Origin of the sequence: Psychrobacter pocilloporae, from assembly GCF_029872915.1 — a bacterium.
GTDB classification, from domain to species: Bacteria; Pseudomonadota; Gammaproteobacteria; order Pseudomonadales; family Moraxellaceae; genus Psychrobacter; species Psychrobacter pacificensis.
Genome location: NZ_PGFT01000001.1, coordinates 1,860,491 through 1,884,740, shown reverse-complemented (window position 1 = coordinate 1,884,740; position 24,250 = coordinate 1,860,491). Strand labels below are relative to the sequence as shown.

Annotated in this window: 16 protein-coding genes and 1 tRNA gene; 6 read left to right on the top strand and 11 right to left on the bottom strand. The window is 44.3% G+C overall.

All coding sequences use genetic code 11. The features are described 5' to 3' along the window. Positions 1-166 precede the first annotated feature (166 nt). The 8 genes from CUR83_RS08070 to CUR83_RS08035 form a co-directional block, all read right to left on the bottom strand. Positions 167-1,438 (bottom strand): integrase family protein, encoded by a 1,272-nt coding sequence (locus CUR83_RS08070; RefSeq protein ID WP_071001740.1) that lies wholly within the window; start codon positions 1,436-1,438, stop codon positions 167-169. A gap of 170 nt (positions 1,439-1,608) precedes the next feature. Further along, positions 1,609-1,685 (bottom strand) — tRNA-Ile (locus CUR83_RS08065). Between the two features lie 93 nt (positions 1,686-1,778). Beyond that, a complete protein-coding gene (locus tag CUR83_RS08060; RefSeq protein WP_083328827.1) occupies positions 1,779-2,591 on the bottom strand; it encodes a pteridine reductase in 813 nt (270 codons plus the stop codon). 35 nt (positions 2,592-2,626) lie between these two features. Then, complete coding sequence (locus CUR83_RS08055; RefSeq protein WP_071001738.1) at positions 2,627-3,805, bottom strand: tRNA nucleotidyltransferase/poly(A) polymerase-related protein; 1,179 nt, start codon at positions 3,803-3,805, stop codon at positions 2,627-2,629. A gap of 270 nt (positions 3,806-4,075) precedes the next feature. Further along, entirely contained in the window at positions 4,076-6,394 is a 2,319-nt protein-coding gene (locus tag CUR83_RS08050; protein ID WP_071001737.1) for an NADP-dependent malic enzyme, read from the bottom strand. Between the two features lie 351 nt (positions 6,395-6,745). Beyond that, positions 6,746-8,212, bottom strand: a complete 1,467-nt coding sequence (locus tag CUR83_RS08045; RefSeq protein ID WP_071001736.1) for a protein adenylyltransferase SelO — start codon at positions 8,210-8,212, stop codon at positions 6,746-6,748. A 446-nt stretch (positions 8,213-8,658) separates the two neighbouring features. Further along, a complete protein-coding gene (locus CUR83_RS08040; RefSeq protein ID WP_284719833.1) occupies positions 8,659-9,837 on the bottom strand; it encodes an acyl-CoA desaturase in 1,179 nt (392 codons plus the stop codon). 472 nt (positions 9,838-10,309) lie between these two features. Continuing rightward, on the bottom strand, positions 10,310-11,038 hold the full coding sequence (locus CUR83_RS08035; RefSeq protein WP_284719416.1) for a glycerophosphodiester phosphodiesterase: 729 nt from the start codon (positions 11,036-11,038) through the stop codon (positions 10,310-10,312). A gap of 345 nt (positions 11,039-11,383) precedes the next feature. Between CUR83_RS08035 and CUR83_RS08030 the strand changes: the two genes are divergently transcribed. After that, on the top strand, positions 11,384-12,331 hold the full coding sequence (locus CUR83_RS08030; RefSeq protein WP_071001733.1) for a hypothetical protein: 948 nt from the start codon (positions 11,384-11,386) through the stop codon (positions 12,329-12,331). A 290-nt stretch (positions 12,332-12,621) separates the two neighbouring features. Here CUR83_RS08030 and CUR83_RS08025 read toward each other — a convergent pair whose 3' ends face one another. Further along, positions 12,622-13,218: a cob(I)yrinic acid a,c-diamide adenosyltransferase gene (locus CUR83_RS08025; RefSeq protein WP_071001732.1), complete on the bottom strand. Its 597-nt coding sequence runs from the start codon at positions 13,216-13,218 to the stop codon at positions 12,622-12,624. Positions 13,219-13,409: 191 nt separating this feature from the next. Here CUR83_RS08025 and cysS point away from each other — a divergent pair, with 191 nt between their 5' ends. The 5 genes from cysS to pdxH all read left to right on the top strand — a co-directional run bounded on the left by cysS (position 13,410) and on the right by pdxH (position 21,029). After that, the gene (gene cysS / locus CUR83_RS08020) at positions 13,410-14,870 is read left to right on the top strand and encodes a cysteine--tRNA ligase (RefSeq protein ID WP_071001731.1); all 1,461 of its coding nucleotides are present in this window, start codon (positions 13,410-13,412) and stop codon (positions 14,868-14,870) included. A gap of 164 nt (positions 14,871-15,034) precedes the next feature. Continuing rightward, positions 15,035-16,999: a mechanosensitive ion channel family protein gene (locus tag CUR83_RS08015; protein ID WP_227517175.1), complete on the top strand. Its 1,965-nt coding sequence runs from the start codon at positions 15,035-15,037 to the stop codon at positions 16,997-16,999. A gap of 259 nt (positions 17,000-17,258) precedes the next feature. Next, entirely contained in the window at positions 17,259-18,731 is a 1,473-nt protein-coding gene (gene guaB / locus CUR83_RS08010) for an IMP dehydrogenase (protein WP_093069890.1), read from the top strand. 197 nt (positions 18,732-18,928) lie between these two features. Continuing rightward, complete coding sequence (gene glmM, locus CUR83_RS08005; protein ID WP_071001729.1) at positions 18,929-20,296, top strand: phosphoglucosamine mutase; 1,368 nt, start codon at positions 18,929-18,931, stop codon at positions 20,294-20,296. Between the two features lie 88 nt (positions 20,297-20,384). Further along, complete coding sequence (gene pdxH / locus CUR83_RS08000) at positions 20,385-21,029, top strand: pyridoxamine 5'-phosphate oxidase (protein ID WP_284719832.1); 645 nt, start codon at positions 20,385-20,387, stop codon at positions 21,027-21,029. Positions 21,030-21,135: 106 nt separating this feature from the next. Here pdxH and CUR83_RS07995 read toward each other — a convergent pair whose 3' ends face one another. Together CUR83_RS07995 and CUR83_RS07990 are read right to left on the bottom strand one after the other, a co-directional pair. Further along, a complete protein-coding gene (locus CUR83_RS07995) occupies positions 21,136-22,452 on the bottom strand; it encodes an HlyD family secretion protein (protein WP_075106054.1) in 1,317 nt (438 codons plus the stop codon). 88 nt (positions 22,453-22,540) lie between these two features. Further along, positions 22,541-24,229, bottom strand: coding sequence for an efflux MFS transporter permease (locus CUR83_RS07990; protein ID WP_284719415.1), 1,689 nt, complete (start codon positions 24,227-24,229; stop codon positions 22,541-22,543). Between the last annotated feature and the right edge of the window lie 21 nt (positions 24,230-24,250).

The following is a 24,250-nucleotide window of genomic DNA, read 5'->3' as shown; positions in this document are numbered from 1 at the left end:
TAAAACCCATCACAGAGAAGCGCTAATTGCGTTGGTTAAACTCTTGCAAACAATCATAGAGCTATTACAAATGAATATAGGTAGTGTAACTGGTCGCCATCACGGCTCGTTCTTACTAAATTAGTTGACGATATTTTTAGAGTACTCTTCTTGAAATGTTAGTAGGTTAGTAATATTTACTGATGATTTCATCTTGTGTCATGCCAGCAAGCCGACAATAGAAAGACTCTATTGAATTTGAAGCGTCTCTTAGTTGCCGCTGTGACACTTGGATATATTGTAGGGTAACATCATCGGTTGATTTAGCTTCACGGTGATTGAGCAAGCGTTTAAGGACTGGATAGCTGATGCTTGAGTTATTAGCTACCGTTCCAAAAGTGCGGCGCAAATCATGTGGTGTAATATACAAGTTTGTTTGATTACTTATGGCCTTATAACTACGGCTTAAATCTTTTATATGGTCATCGCTAGCTTTCAAGTTGCTCGGGAATACCCATTGCTTGCCAGCGCTTAATCTGAATCTTTCTTCAAGCAGAGCTTGTAAGATATCACTAGTAGGCATATGATAATTAGAACCATTTTTTGTAGCTTTGAATACTATCCTGCCAGCTATAAGGTCGACGTCAGACCACTTTAAGGGCTGCGCTTCATTTAAACGCACACCAGTGAACATAAAAAGTAGCATGATATCTCGTGCATTATTGCTATGGGGCGCTTGCAGGTGTGAGCTTCTATCAACATAATTTAAAAGTGTTTTGAGATACATACCTAAATATTCTTCTTCAACATGTTTAGTACGCGGCTTAATTATATTCCAATCTTTCTTGGCGTTAAGTATGCGTACTGGTTGCTCTTTAATTAAAAAGTCTTCGTTATCATCTAAAAAGCTATCACGACAATAATTCCAAACTGACCTTAGAGCTCTCATAGTTGCGTTAGCCTGAGCTTTACTATGCTTGCTTATCTCTTTATGCTTATCACTTATCATTGACTTAGATATATCATTTAAAGATATATCTAGCCAATCATCTAGCTTGTTTAGTATTTGACCATCATAAGTGTCAATAGTGCCTTTAGCTAAGCTAGTCTTTGCTGATTTAAAGTAGGTATATGCATCTCTCAGTGTTGGTACATTATTGGTCTTATCTTTCGGCTCTTCCAAGACCTCATGAAGCCCGTCATAAACATGCAGACCTTTTTTTATATTAGCCATCATTATGCTGGCTTTTTCACGTGCTTCGGTTAGCGTAATCAAGTGCGTTTCTTCCACTTCATCTCTATATAGCTTTCCGTTAATACGCTTATGTAATGTATAACGTTTGGATTGTTTGCCCACGCGTAGCGCAAAACCAGTTAACACATCGTCCATATAGATTTCAGTACCTTTAGCGGTATAGTCTACTGAATCTATAAATTTTTTGGTAAGTTTAACCTTCATATATCACCCATGCAGCAGTATATAACCATAGTGTTAGTAATATCATACTTTAATTACTATAAGGGTCAAAGTATCAAGATAGTATCAAAAAACCAACTAAGTCCATGCGTTCGCATAAATTTTAGACAATAAAAAACCCTTACAAGTCAATGACTGTAAGGGTTTGAATATGGTGGGCCCAGTAGGACTTGAACCTACGACCAAAGGATTATGAGTCCTCTGCTCTAACCAACTGAGCTATGGGCCCTAACGTTAGACGCACAATGATACCTGATTTTTTGAATTTTTCAAGTAAAAGATAGCAAGTAACCAATAAATTTTTAATCGGTTTAAAAGCGGATTAAAAGCCACTACCAGCCAAAGTCAGGCTACGCCCCCCATCGATTGTGATAATTTCACCTGTGACATAATGCGCCTGTACCAAGTACAGTACACTATGAGCAATCTCCTCAGGTTTGCCGATTCTTTGCATAGGGATTGAATCGATAATATGGGTTTGTTGTACTTCATCCATGGCTTGGTCGCCATTGGGTTCGGGTAAGATATTGACGCCAGGTGCAACACCATTGACGCGTATGTCTGGTGCCAGCTCTAACGCTAGCGACTGAACCATCATTCGATGCGCAGCCTTTGCCATGTTATAGACCGTATAATTGTTAAACGGTCTATCATGCGCGTGAATATCCAATAAGCTCACAATACAGCCTTGCTGACGTTTGAGATAGGGCAGTAGTGCTTGACTCAAAAATAGGGGTGCCTTGGCATTGGTTAAGAAAAGCTCATTCCATTGCTCATGATTGATGTAGCCAATTGGGCTTGGGTAGAACCGTGACGCATTATGTACCAGTACATCTAGCTGTCCAAAGGCTTCTATGATATTTTTAACAAAATCCTCTAACGCTGCTCCATGATTGACTACTGCCAAATCCGCAACAATAACCACTGCGCTATTAGCACGGCTTTTATTAAGTTGGTCAGCTAAGCTATTAGCTTCTTTTTCGCTACGATGACAATGAATAATGACACGGTAGCCTTGAGTGTGCGCTGCTCTGATAATTGCCGCACCGATGCGCTTAGCGCTACCGGTTACCAGCATCACCGGAGGTTGGATGTCAGTATTCTTTGATAGCAGAGTGTTAGGTTCTTGGTTCATAGTGACAATATTGACAATGTTTTTTAAAATGTTTTTTAATAGGTGTCATGCGCTTGTAAGTGTTCAATTCTGCTTTGACGTAAGGCTGCCCCGATAGCTGGCCCTTTAAGATCTGGTGCAATATCTGTCATGCCGATTGCATGAAAGCTATTTAGTGCTAGCATCATCTGACGGTGCTGTGTTGCCAGCTGTAAGACGTGACTGCAGACAAGGAGCTGTGACAGCTTATCTGGCTCTTTATGAGCACCACAAGCTTGTATAAGGTCAATCTTTTTGGCAGCGCTCAGACTGTTTATCATGCTCAGCGTTTCGGCTTGCTGAGCGAATAGGATAGCAAACTGCGTATGCGCTTTGGGGACTTTAGCTTTATTACCGATATCATTGATATCTCTTAGCGCTTTTGATTGGTCATGCGTATGTTCATTATTAAATAGTGACGGGGTCAGGCTGACCATTAACAGTGCCCAACGCTGTGGCAAGTTTAGGCGCATTTGGCCTGCAAAATATAATGCTGTCTGAACCGTCTCTCGTATATGAGTGTCCTCCCAAGCATCATGCAATGGGGCAAAGTACTCTGTAAGCGCACCAATCTCAAACAATTGCTGCCAGTATACTTGCGGTGATAGTTGCATCGTTGCACGGCTCGACTCTTGCCAGATACGCTCCGCACTCAAATGAGCAAGCTCTCCTGAGTTGACCAGTTGACGCATTAGGGTCAAGGTGTCTTCCGCAATGGTAAAACCCAAATCATAATAACGCCCGTAAAATCGAGCCGTCCTCAGCACTCGTAATGGGTCTTCGCTAAAAGCGTCAGATACATGACGTAGCGTTTTGTTCTCTAAATCTTGTAATCCTCCGTAATAGTCAATGACATCGCCACTGACAGGGGTATCATCGGTGAGACTCACAACCTCGATAGCCATTGCATTGATAGTCAAATCACGACGTTGTAAATCGTCCTCTAAGCTCACATCAGGGCTGGCATGTACGCTAAAGCCTTTATATCCTGAGCCTTGCTTGCGCTCCGTGCGCGCAAGGGCATATTCTTCATGAGTGGTGGGGTGCAAAAACACAGGAAAGTCCGCACCTACTTGTTGAAACCCTGCATCAAGCATCTCTGAGACAGTTGCACCAACGACGACGAAGTCTTTATCTTTGACAGGTTGTTGTAATAGTTGATCTCGAACCGCACCACCCACAAGATAAATTTGCATAAAAGCCTCTTCTTATTGAACCGATATCAGCGGCCCAATCGCAATAAATCAAAAAACCGCCCATGCGTGAAGTGCATTGACCGGTTTTAGTATAGCAGAAGGGCTCTGTCAATGGATGACAGAGCCCTTCTTAATATAGTCAATCCTCTATAAATTGGCTACGGTGTCAGCCTCGCTCAGTCTACTATTTGTAGTACTGTCACTCGGCTTCCTTGTATCCAAGTTATATTGAACCGACTATAGTGCATTCATACTGTGTATGGTGAATGACTATTTTTCGTTTTCTAGGTCTTGAGCTTCCGTGACCGTAAGCGCAGTCATATTAACGATACCGCGAGCAGTCGCTGATGGCGTCAAGATATGCACTGGCTTATTCGTACCTAACAAGATAGGTCCAATAGACGCACTGCTGGTTGCCGTTTTAAGTAAATTAAAGGCAATATTTGAGGCGTCAAGCGTTGGCAAGATCAGCAAGTTCGCAGCGCCTTTTAGTGGGCTTGATGGCATATCGTTTAGGCGGATATGTTCATTCAGTGCGGCATCTCCTTGCATCTCGCCTTCAAAATCAAAGTCGACATTCATGTCAGTTAGTAGCTCATGAACCTTGCGCATTTTGACCGCGCTGGCAAGATTTGAAGCGCCAAAGTTTGAATGAGAGACTAATGCAACACGTGGCGTGATACCAAAACGGCGGATTTGATCGGCAGCCAGAACGGTCATTTCAGCCAACTGTTCAGCGGTTGGATCTTCATGCACGTACGTATCAGCGATAAAGATGTTGCGATCTTGCATCAATACGGCATTCATCGAATAAAAATCATTGATGCCTTCTTTTTTGCCAATGACGCTTTCGACATACTTTAGGTGCATCTGGTAGTCACTAAAGGTACCACAAACCATACCGTCAGCATCACCGTTGTCAACCAATAAAGAACCAATCAACGTGGTTTTACGGCGAACATCACGACGAGCAAGCTCGATACTCACGCCGCGGCGCTTGTTTTTCTCGTAGTAGCCCTGCCAGTAGTCTTTGTAGCGAGGATCATCATCTTGGTTGACGATCGTGATGTTTTCGCCATCTTTTAGACGTAAGCCCAACTTATTGATGTGATCGTTGATGACTGCTGGACGACCAACCAAGATTGGCTGAGCCAAGCCTTCATCGACGACCACTTGTACGGCCAATAAGATATTATTGTCTTCGCCTTCACAGTATACGATACGCTTTGGCGCAGACTTAGCGCGTGCAAAGATAGGCTTCATAACAAACGCAGAGTTGTAGACAAACTCAGACAGACGCTGACGATATGCCTTCATGTCTTCGATTGGCAGTGTCGCTACGCCTGAGTCCATTGCCGCTTTGGCAACCGCAGAGGCAATCTCGATGATTAGGTTTGGCTCTAGTGGGCCAGGGATTAGGTAATCACGACCGAAGCTTTTCATCGTCTCGATGTTTCTGACGTTGGTCGTAGGGGTTGCTTCGACGTGTGCCATGGCAGCGATGGCTTTTACGCAAGCGACTTTCATCTCTTCGTTGACGGTTGTCGCACCAACGTCCAATGCACCGCGGAAGATGTATGGGAAGCATAGTGCGTTGTTTACTTGGTTTGGATAATCTGAGCGACCAGTTGCCATGATGACGTCTGGACGTACCGCATGTGCCAATTCTGGCATGATTTCAGGTGTTGGGTTGGCAAGTGCAAAGACAATAGGATCTTTTGCCATACGGCGAACCATATCTTCTGATAGTGTACCGGGCATTGATAGGCCTAGGAACATATCCACATCGTCCATCACTTCTTCGATAGAGGTAGCGGTTGTCTCACGAGCATAACGTTGTTTGGTTTCATCAAGGTTTTCACGACTAGTGCTGATAATGCCACGTGAATCTGAAACAATAATGTTGTTTTTATTAACACCAAGCGCGCAAATGATGTCTAGACAAGAGATGGCGGCTGCGCCCGCGCCTGAACAGACAACTTTAATTTCTTCGATTTTTTTGCCAGTAATCAACAAAGCGTTTAGCATCGCTGCGGCAACAATGATTGAGGTGCCATGTTGATCATCATGGAACACAGGAATGTTCATACGCTCACGTAATACGCGCTCAATTTTGAAACATTCTGGTGCTTTGATATCTTCTAAGTTGATACCACCAAAGGTAGGCTCAAGAGAAGCAACAGCTTCGATGAACTTATCTGGATCATCTTGATCAATTTCAATATCAAAAACGTCGATACCTGCGAACTTTTTGAATAGAACGCCTTTACCTTCCATCACTGGTTTTGATGCCAATGGACCGATATTACCCAGACCTAGTACGGCAGTACCGTTAGTGATGACACCAACTAAGTTGTTACGTGCCGTATATTTAGAAGCGAGCTTTGGGTCTTTTTGGATCTCAAGACACGGTACAGCCACACCTGGAGAGTAGGCGAGTGCCAGATCGCGTTGGTTAGCCAGCTGCTTAGTTGGAGTTACTGAGATTTTACCTGGGCGTGGAAATTCATGGTAATGTAAGGCAGCTTGTTCAAACTGCTCTTTTTCTGTACTGAGGTTATCCGTATTCGAAGTGGTATCGTCATTCATAATAATTGCCATGGTTGGAATAAATTGGAATAAATTAAATGGTGATAAAAAACGTCTAACCCTCAGAAATAATTGAATGATTATAATCATCAGCAAAGGGTTTTGAACGTTAAATGACTAACGACCATCGGAATCATGGTCGTTGATCAAAAATCAGGTCAGAAAAGCAATCTAGCAAAAATAGTCATTCTACCATTATTGGCAATTCGCTGCCTAGTCGACCGTATGGAAGCGTGCGAATAATATAATAAAATGATATTCGTTATTTATCTGGTTGATAATGCCAAAAAACACCGACCAATATCAACCTTAATTTGATAATACTTCAAAATATTACAGTATACATCCATATTAAGATGAGCAGCTAATAGGCATTTGCGGTACGTTTGGCGCCGGTGTACTCGTATCGAGATCAGTCGCGATATCTTGGACGTGATAAGGATTAGCTAGCAGGCGATAGACACGATCGACTTCTTCAAACTGACCTTGCTCTGCGGCAGTAATGGCACGCTGCGCCATACTATTACGCAAAACGTACACAGGGTTATTGGTCTGCATATCATTGATTGCTTGCTCAGTTGATGATTGCTCAACCTGTGCCAGATAACGTATAGACCAATCTTGCCACACTTGCTGTGCATCACTGCTTAATTCAGTAGTCATGGTAGTCAGTAATTTTTGCTCATATGGGTGATCGTTCGGCGCGACCAAACCGAGGAGCGCACGGAAACTATTGGTATAATCGAGCAAGTTGTCTTCTAACAACGTTAACCATTCAAAAGCCAAGCTCAGGCTGTCGCTTTGGTGTGGTAGTCCAAGCTTGCGGCATAGACCTTGCTGATAATGCTGCATAAAGGTTGCTTCGTAAGGTGCCAAGCACTCAGAGAGCGTCTCACGGCTAATACCTTGCAGGCGCATAAAATGCGGCAGCCAAACGTTCAGATTCCAATGACCGATAGCAGGCTGGTTTTGGTAGGCGTAGCGACCAGTATGGTCAGAATGATTGTTAATCCATGCAGGATTGAAGCGCTCCATAAAGCCAAACGGCCCAAAGTCCAAAGTACTGCCTGTAATAGATAAGTTATCCGTGTTCATCACACCATGTGCAAAGCCAATCAGTTGCCAATCAGCAATCATCCGAGCAGTGCGCTCAACGACTGAAGTCAAAAAAGCTGCTATGGGCGCATCGCTATCGCGGCACTCTGGATAATAAGTATCAATCATATAGTCGGTAAACTCACCGAGTAAGTCAGGTGCAAAGCTGGCAATCCATTCAACATGACCAAGGCGAATATGGCTATCAGCGACACGCATCAATGCCGCACCCGCTTCGATACGCTCACGGCGCACTCTCGTATCAGAGACAACAAACCCCAAAGCATTAGAAGAGGAGATACCAAGCTGCGTCAATGCGTGACCGCATAAGTACTCTCGAATCGTACTACGTAAGACCGCACGTCCGTCACCCATGCGTGAGTAGGGCGTCAGGCCAGCCCCTTTGAGGTGCAAGTCTTGTAATTGTCCGTTGCTATCGAGCACTTGCGCCATCAGCAAACCGCGTCCGTCACCCAGTTGCCCAGCCCATTGTCCGAACTGATGACCTGCATATGCCATTGCCAATGGTTTAAAGTCAGATGGCACATATTGGCCACCCAATATCTCAACCCAATTGGTCATCAGATCTTCATTGTCTGCCCAACCTAATTGCTGTGCGACTTGGGTATTGAAGTGTCCAGCACGTGGAGTGTCCAGTGGCGTGGGCGGCTGCTCATGATAAAGGCGCGTGTCGAGATTGACATAAGTATTTTGATAACGCATACAGGCCGTTTCCATTAAAATATAAAAGTGAGAATGTCACTATAACATAGCACTCATATGGCATCGTTGCACTCTGTCCATCTCTTGTAATATCCAGCCAAAAAATAAAACTAGCTACTTTGGGTGAGCTGAGTTTAGTGGATTATAGTCGAACCACTATTAAAGTGTTACAGCGTTAGACTCGTTTAGCCTACTACTGTAGTACTTGCACTCGTCTGCCTTGTACCACTTTTAGTATTGATTGACTATAGTTGGTTACTGTCTCTAGGTTGGAGGTTGCAACGATTGAGCCTATATATTTCATCATTTACTACGAGGATAAGATTATTAAAAGTAGAGGTAGTGACATAAACCATAAATTATAAATTATAAACAAAAAAATCCCCCTATCTAGGGCAGATAGAGGGAAGGAGAAACGTTACGATTATAGTAGCTGATTATGCTATTTAAGCGGCTTTTTTGCTGATACCAATAGAGCGAAAAGCATTTTTCAAATTATTATTATGCTCAAGAATTTTTTGTTCAATCTTAGCATAATCATGCTTCAATTTATCATCAGCCTCGTGCAAGCGATCAGCGAACTCTGTCTTTTTGAGTTCAATCGTTTTTGCTTTTAGCGCTTGCCACTCTTCAACTGTCTGCGTAAAGGCATCATATTCAAACTTAATGCGATCTTGGAAGCTCTTCATCGCATGAGTTAAGTCAATACCGCCACCAGTCGCGGTATCGATTTTCTGCTGAGCTGCTTTAAACTGCATTTGAACTTCAGCATGTTTGATCGTTGTATCATCCACAGTACGTAGATCAGAAGCCAAACCAATCTTTGACAAACCAGCAATCAACCATTTGGTTGGATCATACTGCCACCATTTTACGCCATTACGATAGTCGTATTGGAAGAAGTGATGGTAGTTGTGATAACCCTCACCCCACGTAAATATCGCTAAAATGAAGTTATCACGAGCAGTATTGGTATCGGTATAAGGACGGCTACCAAACATATGACACAATGAGTTAATGAAGAAAGTAAAGTGATGCGTCAATACCAAGCGCAGCAAACCTGCCAACACAAGCGTGCCCCAAACATCACCCAACAACCAACCAACAGCCGCTACCAAACCAACGTTGGTGGCTAGTACCCATAGGCCATAATATTTATGCTGTATCTGTAGGACTTTGTCTTTGGTCAAGTCAGGAATGTTTTTGTAGTCAAAGTTGCCGCTAGGATAGTTACGTAGCATCCAGCCGATATGGCTGAACCAGAACCCGCGTTTTGCTGAGTACGGATCGTCCATCACATCATCGACATGACGATGATGAACACGGTGACCTGAAACCCAGTCAAATGCAGACCCTTGTACCGCTAGGGTAGCTCCTAGCAATAAAAAGTTTTTGACGATTGGATGCGCTTTGTAAGCACGGTGCGCCAACAGGCGATGATAACCGGCGGTGATGCTAATACCAGTCCATACCATAAAGGCACCAAATACACCCCAGACAGGGGCGCTTACATCATGAGTAAACAAATACCATGGTGTAATGATAGCAGCAGCAATCGGCGTCGTTACCAAAAAAGTCGCTGGAATCCAGTTGATTGGCGCTTTTGTAAATTCAAACTCACGCATATCAATGCTTTGCTCTTTTGTCAGAACATCCGTTTGCTCAGAAGCGTTAGCGTAGTTGCGTTTTGCCGTAGGCTGCTCGTCAAGAGCCATTTGCGCTTTCTTTTCATCAAAACGAGTCTTGAAACGCGTGACTTGAGTGCTGGCGTTCTTTACAAAGGTATCGCCAGATTTGATAGCGAAACGTAAGCCTTTAAGCGGTAAGCCAAGTGCTTTTTTTGCAATCATATAATATCCCTAACGGTATTAATTTAAGTCCCCATAGTACCTGAAAAATCATATAAAGTGAACACTTATACACTATAAAAATATTGCTAAATAACAATAACTTGTATGAATTATAGACTGTATGAGTCAAAAATGCCGATAACTTGTCAGGCATTAAGGGGAAGTGTAAGTAACGCTATAGATATGTAGGGACTGTAAGGGTGAAAAAAGAGATTTATCTAAAAGTGAAAAAATATGGATAGACAGTTCAAGATAATAATAAATGACGTGGAAAGTCAGTAATAATCACGTCGGTATTCCAGCTTATAAGCTGTTCAATCGTATGGACATCATTGACCGTCCAAGCGCTCACGGGTAGCCCATAACGGTGACTATGTTTGATAACGTCTTGGGTCAAAAGCGGATAATGAATACCTAACTGAATACAACCAAGCTGCAAAGCGGTGTATGTCGCTTTTGCCAAGGCGTCTGGCGTGCGAATCAATAATCCTCGTGGTATGCGAGATAATAGTTTGTGGCGTTGCAACCGATTATGCAGCTCCACATCAAAGCTGGTCAGCACCACTGGTAAGCTGGCAAGCGGTGTATCGATAAGCTCTTGCGCCAGTGCATTGACCAATACTGCATAATTGGTTCGATTGTGTGTTTTAATCTCAAGCTCAATCACCCTAAATCCGCTCAGTACAGGCGCTATATTGGCTAAAGTCATGATTGGCTGCCCAAACTGCAAACGGCACTGAATCTCTGTGAGCCCGAGCTGATCAATACGCGACTGTTGACCGCACATACGCTCCAAATCATCGTCATGGAACACAATCAAGTGACCATCGGCATTCAGTTGAATATCAAATTCAACCCCTGCCAAGCCTTGTGAAGTTAGATTTTGAGAATACTTAAAGCCTGAAAAGGTATTCTCTAAACTCTCTCCGCGAGCGCCACGATGACCTAATAAACGCGTGTTTTTAAAATTTACCATATCACATGACTACTGACTGATTTTACGACTCATCATATATTGTCATGACATCAACGTCTAATAGAATTTGTGGCGTGACCAATATACTTTGCGTCTGATGTTTCTCTAGTATTTGTTATGTTTTTGCAACCAAACGCAAGTTTTACCCATAATGAGGGGCGCTATTTGTATATCCATGGGCTACACTAATGACCATTTCAACCAAACACCGTATAATGATGTGGTTTTCAAATCTATCGCAGACCGTTAATGACACCATTGTTTTATAAGTCTGCCATGCAGTTTGAGTGTTAAATACTGTCTATCAGTGGCGGTAAGAACCAGTAAATTGGGAGTGAAGTAAATATGAGCGTAGCAAATATAAGTTTGAGCAAGTGGCATAAAGTGGCTGGAATCGGAATAGTATGTGGTTTGGCGCTTGCAGGCTGTGATCGCTCAGAGAAAGAAGATACTGCCGATACGGCAGAGATGACGGAACAAGAGCCAGTAGCGACCGAAAGTGCCGTCGCTCCTGCTATCAATTGTGATGACCCGATGGTACAAGACCGTCTCAAATCTGCTTTAAAAAATACACTCAACCAACAGGCACAAGCGTTGGCTGCTAATTATGCCAATGATGCCGAGATTAGTCTAGAAAGCGGCGTTGTCACTGAAAAAATCAATGGCGTGGTTATCGATGTACAAAACGCTGCCATACTACAAAAAGCCAATGACAATGGTATGACAACGTGCCAAGCAAGTGTCAGCATGACATTGCCAAGTGAAGACTTGTATCAAGCCAGTCAAGTGCAAGCGGCTAACAATCAGCCAAGCCTGCAATCTCGTTTGGCGCAAGACAATATCCGTATCAATAACAACATGCTCGTTGATGACGCCTTTACTTACGTTGTCGGTACTCAAGGCGGGCAAGTGCGCACGCGTATTGCTGGACAGCCAGCGTTGATTACTGTGGTTTCAGATGTGATGGCAGGCTCTGTGTTGAAATCTGCGATGGATGAGGAGCGTGCTGAGCGCCGTGCAGCAGCCCAAAGCAGAAACAATAATACTCAAGCAGCACCCGCTCGTCAGCAGCCTAGAACCATCACGCCAGTTGAGCCAATTCGTCCTACTGAACCTGCGACGCCGCCAACCATCAATAAACCGACCAGCAACCAAAACAGCTCGACAGAAAACAATCAAGCAGCGGCTACTACTGAGACCAAAAAACCAGTAACGCCAGCGACGCCAAAATCAGTGCCGAAAGATGAAACCATCGATATGGTCATCATTGAAGATGATAGCGCCACTTACTAATTTGCAATTTTATGAGTAGTTAGCAACTGGTAGTCGATAGATATTGCTAAGTAATAAAAACCCCGTAACATGAGTGCTGCGGGTTTTTTTATAATCGAAAAATCAACCTATAGTTAAGTCTAAATAAAAACGATACAGGATAATAAATTCATTTGATTAAACGCTATTTTTCTTGCTTACTGTGACTACGTCTCCAGAGGCTGCGAAAAATAGCGTTTAATCTTATTGTATCGATTTTATAGTGAACCGACTATAGTTCAGAGAATGCTAGCAAGATTAGGTTTAATTCACTAGCGATTGTCAGCGAAGTTTTGCAAGACTTGACTGTCCCATAGTACTTCAGAGACTTGTTCGGGATCTGTACAAAAGCGCGCAGCGACAAACAACCAATCAGATAAACGATTGATAAAGCTGATGGCAGTGCGGCGTATGGCTGCTGGGCGCTGCTCCTGCAATAACACAGCTTGGCGCTCAGCTCGGCGACACACACTACGTGCGACATGCAACTGGCTCACCAGTACAGAGCCTGTGGGTAAAATAAAGTCTTTTAGTGGTGGCAGCGTGGTATTCATCATATCGATTTGTTGCTCTAGCCACTCGATATGGGTGGCATTGACGCCCTCATATTCTGGCATGGCAAGCTCACCGCCGATATTGAACAATAGATGCTGAATAATAACTAAGGCTTGAGAAAAATCCTTACTAATCGATTGGCCTTTGTTTCTTTGTAGTTGAGCACGCACCAGTCCGATATGTGAGTTGAGCTCGTCGATATCACCCATGACACCGAACAGATTGTCAGCTTTACTGAGTCGACTGCCATCAGCCATACCCGTGCTGCCATCATCTCCAGTACGCGTGTATATTTTGCTTAATCGATTGCCCATCTTTATATCCTTAACGGTTTTTATGATTGAATGGTGGTAGTTGCCTGCTCATTGTAGTATTTTACGCCTGTTTTCGCTAAGATAATGGGTTACGTTAAAATTATAATCATATCATCGGTACGGCTTGCTTACTTGCTGCGGCTGATATTTTCAATTTATTTATTTTATTTATGCTAAAAGGCTCTTTTATTATGACCACACCACTTGCAGATGCGATGTCTCAACTTGCTATTTATGACTCACTGACTGGCGGCAAGCGTCCGTTTGAACCGCTCAAAGCAGGGAAGGTGGGTATGTATGTGTGTGGTATGACCGTCTATGACTATTGTCATATCGGGCACGCTCGAATGATGATTGGATTTGATATGGTGGTACGTTGGCTCACCCAATTGGGTTATGACGTCAATTACGTGCGTAATATCACTGATATCGATGACAAAATCATTGCGCGCGCCGCTGAAAATGGCGAAGAGATTGGGGCGTTGACCCAGCGCTTTATTACAGCGATGCACGAGGATTTTGCAGCCCTTGGCTGCTTGGCACCTGATGCTGAGCCGCGCGCGACTGATCATATCGATGATATGCAGCAAATGATTGAGACGCTGGTCACAGGTGACTATGCGTATGCAGGCGACAATGGCGATGTCTACTATGCTGTTGATAGTTTTGCGAATTATGGCAAATTGTCTAAGCGCAATCTTGATGAGATGCAGGCAGGTTCACGTGTCGATGTCGAAAACGATAAGCGCAACCCATTTGACTTTGTGCTTTGGAAAGCGGCGAAACCTGATGAGCCGCAATGGGCGTCACCTTGGGGGCAGGGGCGTCCGGGTTGGCATATTGAATGCTCGGCCATGTCGACCAAGTGCTTGGGCAATACCTTTGATATTCATGGCGGCGGTCACGACTTGCAGTTCCCGCATCATGAGAATGAAATTGCCCAGTCTGAGGCAGCGACGGGTTGCGAGTACGCGCGTAACTGGATGCACGTCGGGTTTATCAATGTTGACGGCGAAAAAATGTCCAAGTCGTTGGCTAATTTCTCAACCATTCGCGATGTTATAGCAAAATACTTGCCTGAAACGGTGCGTTTTTTCTTATTATCTAGCCATTATCGTAGCCAAGTTAATTTCTCTGATAGCGCATTAGATGAAGCCCATAATAGCCTAAGCAGACTGTATAATGCGTTAAAACTGGCTGAACAGCAAAAAGGGCAAACAATCGTAATCGATGACAACTTGACGAGCGAAGCTTATCGTACGGCTGCTGGACAAGATTTTATTAAAGCCATGAATGATGACTTCAATAGCTCAACAGCGATTAGTGTTTTATTTGGTCTGGCACGCGACATCAATAAAGCCATCAAAGCTGAAGAAGTCGAGACAGCATGGCAGTTGGCACAGCAATTAAAAGCACTGGCACAGGTGTTGAATATCTTACAACAACCTGTGCAGCAGTTTTTGCAAGCGGTGATTGGTGATAAAGCAGAAGATGGTTTGACTGATGCGGCTATTGACGGATTGATCGTCGAGCGTGCCGATGCCAAAACCAACAAAAACTTTGCGCGTGCTGATGAAATACGCGAGCGGCTAAAAGAGGCTGGTATTGAGCTTGAAGACAGCCGCGCTGGTACAACATGGCGCCGCGCATAGATATATAGACGCTGTGCATCAGATTACATACGCATGCTAATAAATTAAGTCAGCTCACGCTGGCTTTTTTTTGCAGAGTGCATTAGGTTAAAGCATACCGAATGCACTTTTTATATCCATTCCTTTTATATCCGTTCCTTTTGTAGACCAGTGGCTTTGAAAATATGAATACTCTTAAAAATAGTAATGCTGATGATCGTGGCATAGCAATGGATATTGACGGTGGTCACCGCCGCGATGTAGAGCGTAATAATATCCGCTACAATGCACTGCAGGTAGTTTTAGGGTTTCTTATTATAGCCATCAGCGCTATCTATATACCTGCCAGTGCAGCAAATGAGGAAGGCCGCTCACAAGTCGCTAGCAAACCTGACAATTTGGCTGAGTACGCTGTCCAACAAATAAATACAATCAAAGACGAAAATATTAGCGTCTCTGGTATTACCGAAGAGATATTTGATCCCACTGAGCGTAGCGCAGTACAGCAAGCAGGGACGTTGCAAGGTGATGTGGGACTGACAGGGGAGTATAGCGAGAATTACTACTTACTCAACAAGCTCAATGTCGGGTTACCACCATTAGCTGAGCCACCAAATTTGGCGACGCCGCTTGCGACTTTGGGGTTTTTTCAATCTGCGGTGATGAAGCAGCAGTATGATTTGGCCGCTTATGCACTCAATATGAATCTGATTGATGAGAAAAACCAGCGTACCCGTTCGCTTGATTTGACCAAGCAGCTTGATTTTTTACTATCTGAAAAAGAGCTATACGTATTTGATGATATGCCCGATCGTCCTGATGGTCTGATTGAACCACCATTGGGTAACGATAGTAGTGTCATGGGTATCCCTAGACGCTCTATCCAGCTGGGTTATATCGAGTACCGAGAACGTCGTGTTCCTGTTTACTTGGAGCGGGTAAGGGTAGGTGATCAGGCGCCAGTTTGGATGTTCTCTGCGCAGACAGTGGGTAATATTGAAAATCTTTATAAACAATATCATCCATCGGAGTTTGAGCGTTATCTACCTACTTGGTTAAAATTCCAGTTTTTTGGTATTGCCTTATGGGAGTTTTCAGCGCTCATCCTGTTTTTCTTATTTACCATGGGCGTAGGTTGGATACTAAGTAAAAGCACGGAAAAACTCATCAGCCGTTATGTTGATAATGAAAAATACAACATCTCTGCTGGCAGTGCCAATGGCGTGGCAGATTTGGCCAATAAGCTAACCGTGCCTTTGACCTTTACCATCAGTTTTTCGCTCGTTTTTACCTTAGTTTCTGGTGGTTTTCCTTATCTAGATGCAGTGGCTTCATCAACCCGTCCGCTGATTTGGACGGGGTTGGTATTTAGTGCGATGTGGCTAGGCATTCGTACTATTAATTTTTTTGCCAATCGTTACCAAGACATGCAGATTGAAAACCTAGGAGAAGAGCATTTTGATAAAGTGCGCCGTCGTCGCACTTATGTGTCGATATTCCGCCGCGTTTTCATTTTTGTCATGATATTGGGTAGTATCTGGATAGGACTGAGTGAGTTTGCCAACATGGAAGGTCTTGGCAAAACCTTACTGACTTCAGCTGGTATTGCTGGCGTGGTTATTGGTATCGCCGCTCAGCCTATATTGGGTAACATCATTGCTGGGGTGCAGGTGGCAGTGACGCAGCCTGTACGGATTGGCGATAGCGTGATAATGGATGGTAATTTCAGCACTGTGGAAGACTTGCGTTACACTTATGCGGTACTCAAAACATGGGATGAGCGTCGATTAATTGTGCCGATGCGCCAGTTGATCACTGAAAGGGTAGAGAACTGGTCACATACAGAAGTGCATCAAACCTGTCCTGTGTTTTTATACATTGATTATGGTGCAGATATAGAGGCCATTCGCCAGCAGTTTGTCTCAGTAACTAAAGATAATGAGCTTTGGGACAATGAAACTGAGCCCGAAATATTTGTTGTTAAAGTGACAGAAAACACCATTCAGCTGCGCGGTGCTGTTTCAGCAGTAGGTCCCATAGAAGCATGGACGCTTGCTTGCGAAGTGCGTGAGCAGATGCTTGGCTACTTGCATCAGCAGCAAAACAAGTATTTGCCGACAGAGCGTTTTACGTTAACAGAAAGTCTGTAACGTTCAAGGAGAGCTATTCGCTATAAAAAAGCGCCATTAAACATATAGTGCATGATTATCATCGACAAAGACGTATTTGTGTAAAATAATCTGATAAATATAGTATGTCAGAGAGGTGCTTATTTGTTATAATGTGGCGTTATTTTTATAGGATAACTGAGTGGTTAGCCATGAGTCAGCACTGTGTATGCAGTTGCAATGATTGATATGCCTAACTCTGAGCTCCTACCCATCAAAATAACCACCACTAGGGGTCTGTATGTTGCGAATTGTCGATGAAGCCTTAACCTTTGATGACGTTTTATTATTGCCAGCCTATTCTGAAGTTCTGCCAAAAACTGCCGATCTGTCTACCCGTTTGACCAAAAACATCACACTAAACCTTCCGCTGATCTCTGCGGCTATGGATACCGTCACTGAGTCTGAGATGGCCATTACCATGGCACAGCTTGGTGGTATGGGTATCTTGCACAAGAGCATGGACATCGAAAAGCAGGCCACACAAGTACGCCGCGTCAAAAAGTTTGAAGCGGGTACGGTTGTTGACCCAATCACCGTACATCCAGAGATGACGATTGGTGAATTGCTACGCTTGACGCAAGACAATAATATCTCAGGCGTACCTGTGGTCGAAAAGGGTACAGACAACGTAGTAGGTATCGTGACTCACAGAGATTGGCGTTTTGAGACCAACTTGTCATTGCCAGTTAGTCAGATCATGACACCAAAAGAGCAGTTGGTCACCGTACATGAAGGTGAGAGCAACGAGAATATCAAAAAATTGCTACATGAGCATCGCATCGAAAAAGTCATCGTTATCGACGACAACTTCCGCTTACGTGGTTTAATTACGGTCAATGATTTTGCCAAAGCCGAAAACAATCCAAATGCGTGTAAAGACGAGAAAGGTCGTCTGCGTGTTGGTGCAGCGGTTGGTACAGGTGCAGACACGCAAGCACGCGTCGAAGCATTAATCGCTGCTGATGTTGATGTGATCGTAGTGGATACGGCGCATGGTCACTCAAAAGGCGTAATTGAAAAAGTCTCTTGGATCAAGAAAAACTATCCGCATGTTCAAGTTATCGGTGGCAACATCGCAACAGGCGAAGCGGCACTTGCACTACGTGATGCTGGCGCTGATGCGGTAAAAGTCGGTATCGGCCCTGGGTCTATCTGTACCACGCGTATCATTGCCGGTATCGGTGTACCACAAATATCAGCTATTGATAATGTTGCTAGCGCATTAAAAGACAGCATCCCATTAATCGCTGATGGCGGTATCCGCTATTCAGGTGATATGGCAAAAGCGATTGCGGCTGGTGCATCGTGCATTATGGTAGGCTCACTAATGGCTGGTACGGAAGAGGCACCAGGTGAAGTTGAGCTGTTCCAAGGCCGTTATTACAAAGCTTACCGCGGTATGGGTAGTCTGGGTGCAATGTCTGGATCAAACGGCTCATCGGATCGTTATTTCCAAGATGCCAAAGATGGCGTAGAGAAGCTCGTACCAGAAGGTATTGAAGGCCGCGTTCCTTATAAAGGACCTGTCGCTGGTATTGTCAACCAATTGGTTGGTGGCTTACGCTCATCAATGGGCTATACAGGCTCTGCGACTATCGAAGATATGCGCACCAACCCACAGTTTATCAAAGTCACATCAGCAGGCATGAAAGAGTCGCATGTTCATGATGTACAGATCACGAAAGAAGCGCCGAACTACCGTGTAAACTAATCGGTATTTTATAGCTCTGCACTGTTTGAGAACTGGCCCAGTTGCAGAGCTGTAGTGACGTTAAGATACAAACAGCCAACAATGCTTTGTTATTGTTGGCTGTTTTTTTTGTAGAATATAAAAGCATATTATTACAATAGCAGTATTGCCTGCGTATACGCTTGGCCTTTTATTTTTAGACTTGAGGAATATAAATAATGAGTTACTTTGGCACTGATGGTATCCGTGGAAAATTTGGTGAATTGCCTATTACCCCTGACTTTATTTTAAAACTGGGTTATGCGACTGGACAGGTGCTCATAGAAGCCAACGAAAATTCTACGCGCAAACCAAGTGTGGTCATCGGCAAAGATACTCGTCTCTCAGGTTATGTCATTGAAGCTGCTCTGCAAGCAGGTTTTAACGGGGCTGGCGTCGATGTTTATATGCTTGGTCCATTACCGACGCCAGCGATTGCACATTTGACTCGCAGTTTTAATGCCGATGCAGGTGTGGTTATCTCAGCGTCACATAATCCTTATTATGATAACGGTATCAAGTTCTTCTCAGGTAGTGGCAAAAAAATCAGTGATGAGATGCAGAATGCCATCAACGAAAAACTAGCAGCGATTATAAATGACACGGATAGTAAAGAAGCAGCGATGCCGATTCTTGATCCAGCAAATTTGGGCAAAAACCGCCGAATTGACGATGCAAAAGGTCGATACATTGAATTTTGCAAAGGCAGCTTCCCATATCAGTATGATCTTAGCCATCTGACCGTCGTGGTTGATTGTGCCAATGGTGCAGGCTATAGCGTCGCACCTAGAGTCATGCGGGAGCTTGGTGCTAATGTTATCGCTATCAATAACACTCCAGACGGCATCAATATCAATGCTGAGTGTGGCTCTACCCATCCTGAAGGTCTGCAAAAAGCGGTGCTTGAGCATGAAGCAGATGTTGGTATCGCATTAGATGGTGACGGCGATCGCATTGTGATGGTTGATGAGACAGGTAAGCTGGTTGATGGTGACGGTATCTTATATGTGCTCGCGACCCAAGGACTCACCAAAGCGCAAGGCGTCGTTGGTACGCTTATGAGTAATATGGGATTAGAGTTAGCACTAAAGGCGGCTGACATTGATTTTACTCGTGCAAAAGTAGGCGACCGCTATGTCATGCAAGACTTGGAGGCCAATGGTTGGATACTAGGCGGTGAGCCATCTGGACATATTCTGTGCCTGGACAAAAGCCGTACAGGCGATGCGATCATAGCAGGGTTGCAAGTATTGGCTGTGATGCAAGCGCAAGGACGTGCACTGAGTGAGCTGGTCGAAGGGTTTGACGTACTACCACAGAAGCTGGTCAATGTACGCTTGTCTCAGATGCAAGACCCATACAAGCATGAAGAACTGGTCGCCGCTTTTGACAAAGCACAGACGACTTTAGAAGGTCGTGGTCGTCTTCTTATTCGCCAATCAGGTACAGAGCCTATGATTCGAGTCATGGTTGAGTCTGATGATGAGATAGAGTGTGATGTGATGGCAAATGATTTGGCTGATCATATCAAGTCGGTATTAGGCTAATAGTATTCAAAGCTTAATATTCAAAGCTTAGCACTCAAGATTACAATGTTGAGATGTCATAATTTTATAATAAGGAATGACCATGAGCATGGACTTTACCGACCAGCGCCTTTCATATGAAAAAGGCGCGCTTGATCAACAGTCAGTACCAGCGTCACCATTTGAGCTATTTAAGGTTTGGATGGATGAGGCAATAGCGCAAAAAGTGCAAGAACCTTATGCTATGAGTTTGGCAACTTGCGGTGCAGACAATAAGCCTAGCGTCCGTATCGTGTTACTGCGTGAAATTACGGATACAGGTATTATTTTTTATACCAATTATGACAGCGCGAAAGGACAGGACGTTGCAGCAAACCCCAATGCTGAAGCGCTGTTTTTTTGGCATGAGCTGGAGCGCCAAATTCGTATTAGTGGTCGTATTGCTAAAATTGACGCTGAAAAATCTGCTACCTATTTTCAAAAACGTCCACATGATAGCCAAATAGGTGCTTGGGTCAGTCAACCGCAAAGTGGTGAAGTCACCAATCGTGAGGTGATGGAGCAAACGTTCGAGCAACTTCAGGCCAAATATCCAGAAAACACCACAGTGCCAACGCCGACGTTTTGGGGCGGTTATGAGATTACTGCTGAACACATCGAGTTTTGGCAGGGGCGCGCCAGCCGTATGCACGACCGCATCGTCTATAGCAAAGACGATAACAACAACTGGCAGACCAAGCGTCTACTACCATAGTGTTTGGCTGATTTTGAAATCCTAGATCATTTAAAAATATAAAAAATCCAATCTATATCCAGTTTCTCGGGTATTTAGAGTGGATTTTTTATATCAGTTATTTGCTTTATTTGGCATTGGTATCGACATCCACAGAAACGGACATACCAGGACGCAAGCGTGCAAGCTCAGGTTGGTTCGGATCCAAGTCGATACGTACTGGGATGCGCTGCGCAATTTTTATATAGTTACCTGTCGCAGGATTGGCGGCACCTGCACTAAACTCACTGCCAGTGGCTGGTGAGATGTTGCTCACATGACCCGTAAATTTGGCACCGCCAAGCGCATCCACATGAATAGTAGCTGGTTCGCCGATTGCCATACTAGCTATTTGGGTTTCCTTAAAGTTTGCGATAATCCAAATGCCTTTTGGCACGATATACATGAGCTGGGTGCCCGCGCTAACGTACTGGCCTTCTTTGACACTGACTTGGCTCAGCTGACCGGACTCAGGTGCTGTGATGATCGTATTATCGAGATTAATTTGTGCTTGCTTCACACCTGCCTCAGCACTTTTGATATTTGCGTCCAGCGAGGGTTGGGTGCCACTGGTTTTGGCGCGGTTTTGTTGAGCGGCTTGTAAATTGGCTTCAGCCTGTTGCACACTTGCCTGTGCTTGAGCCAGCTTTGCTTTGATATGAGCCACTTCTGCTTTTGATACCGCACCGATAGCATCTAAGCCCTGATAGCGATTGACGTCTTCACGAGCGCTCTCGACATTGATTTTGGCACTATATAAGTCTGCTTTGCGTGCTTCGATTTGTGCTTGGCTAGATTGCGTGTCTTGGTCATTGGTAGAGCGGCTGGTGATCGCCACTTCAGTATTGGCCTCGGCTTGTTCAAGTTGCTGCTGAAACGTTCGATCATCTATTTTTATCAGTAGATCGCCCGCTTTTACATCAGCAAAATCCTGCACCGCCACTTCGGTGACATAGCCGGAAACTTGCGGACTAATAATAGTGGTTTGACCTTTGACAAAGGCGTTATTGGTTTGTTGCACCGTAGGCGTAAATGGTGGCAGCTTCCAAGCATATAAAATCAAGGCCACACCAATGACAATCAGCGCAATCAATAATCCCAAATTTAGATAGGATTTTTTCTTGGGAGACCAGCCAGCCGTATTTGATATCGGCTCTTTTGGCGGCATAGGCGTTTCATTATCATCGTCTTGATTTTCTATAGAGCCTTCTACAGAGTTATCCTCACGCACGCTATCAGGCGTATCAGTAGCTGCTTGTATCTCGGATGTATCCGTTTTCTTTTGCGTAGCGCTTGTAGCGGTCTCTACTGGAGCCGTAGCAGACTCTGTACGTGTGTCTGTTGCTGGAGCATCAGTTGACGTCTGAGGTATTTTATTAAGCTCATTTGGTTTTTCTTGGCTCATGATATGCTCCTAAATGTTAATAAGCAGATATCTGATGGGTCTGACTATAAATGAATATGATAAAAAATCACTAAGATAATAAGTTGAATTATTTTGTTTCGCGCATCTTGGCGATGACGGCGAGCTCTTTGGCCAGTGGATTGCGCTTGTGGTAGCGGTTATAAAGATAATTGAGCAGCAAAATAATCGTAACGGCAGTAGCAAGACAGGCCATCAGAAAAAACAGGTCGCTGTATGCTGCGACCGTTGCTTGGCGCTGAATGCCTTGCAGTACTTGGCTCATTGCACCGATATTTGCTTGGGCCGCGTCAGTAGTCTGATTCGACAGTACGTTACGAGTGCCTGCCACCTGGGCGCTAAATGCAGGATCGCCCAAATTCAATGAGCTGACCATATCTGCATAATGCATTTGTGTACGAATGGTCGTAAATGCCTGAATGGCTGCCGCACCTGCCAGTCCGCCAACTGTTTGGGAGATGCCAAAAATCACTGAAAAACTAATAATATATGCAGGGCCACTGCCAATAGCCCGCAAAAACCCTTCAAAAACCAAAGGCCCCATGAAATACACCGCGGCAAAGGCAATCAAAAACTGGCTGAGATAAAACATATAGGGTGCTGAATTAATAGATACACCAACATCCATCCAAGAACCTAAGGCAATCAATGCCACGGCAAAAATAACAGGTCGGCGCAAATCCATCGCATTGGTACTAAAAATACTAATAATCAAAGCCAGTGCACTGGCGGCTATAATAACAGCATAAAAAGTAACCAGCTGATCGTTACCGTAGCCGAGGTTAGCGAGCAATCCTGCCGCTCCGACGTTTTGCTCAGATAGCAAAATCCGCATAACAGCGCCCGTCACCATGAAGGCAATAATATTGCGGCTACGCATCCAGCGCACTTGTAGCATCGGATTTTTGCGATGCGTCTCAATCCATAACGCGATGCTAATCCCGACGATAGCAATCATCAGTGGATAGACGAGCCAAGGTGTCGTCCACCATAAAATTCGACCTTGTACCAAAACGACAGCCAATGCAGCCAGACCACTAGCAAAAAAACCAAAGCTTACAAAATCCAATTTCTCAAATACTTTTTCTGTATTCCCTGGTGGTAGCTCTAATATATTAATCAGCCCAAAACAAATCAGCGCCAGACCAAATTGAAATAAAAATAAGTTTTCAAGCTGACCGTCGATGGCGAGGTAGGGCGAGATGACACGTGATAATGGAATACCAAACTGTACCAGACCAAATCCCAATATCAGACCACTAGTACGTTTGACGGTTGGCATACCCTGAAGACAATAAAACAAGCCCAATACGGTCATACCACTTGCCACCATACCACTAAGTCCCCTAGCGACAATCTCTAAATAATAGGGCTCAATGCTAATATTAGGTGTGTCTAACAAGTGACTGCTGATCAGCCACTGTAGACTGGTGGCGGCTAACAAAAATGACAGGGTGATTTTGCTAAAAAGCGACATGCCAAATTGCTGACGAATTTTGTACAGCAGAACGGTGATACAGGCATTGGTCATATTATAACTGACCGATATCCAACCACCTTCAGCTGGCGTTAAGCCTAGCTGACCCTGAATTTGCGTCAGGTTGGCGACAAGTAGACCATTTTGGAAGCTGGCTGTGAGACCCACAAAAATCCCAATGAGCAAATAAAATACTTTACGGCGTGCCGGATGGTCAGGATTGGCTGGAGAGCCTACCATTATTGGCTGTTCGTGGGGCTTAAACTGGTATTCGTTACTCATGGGCGTACCACAATCTATATA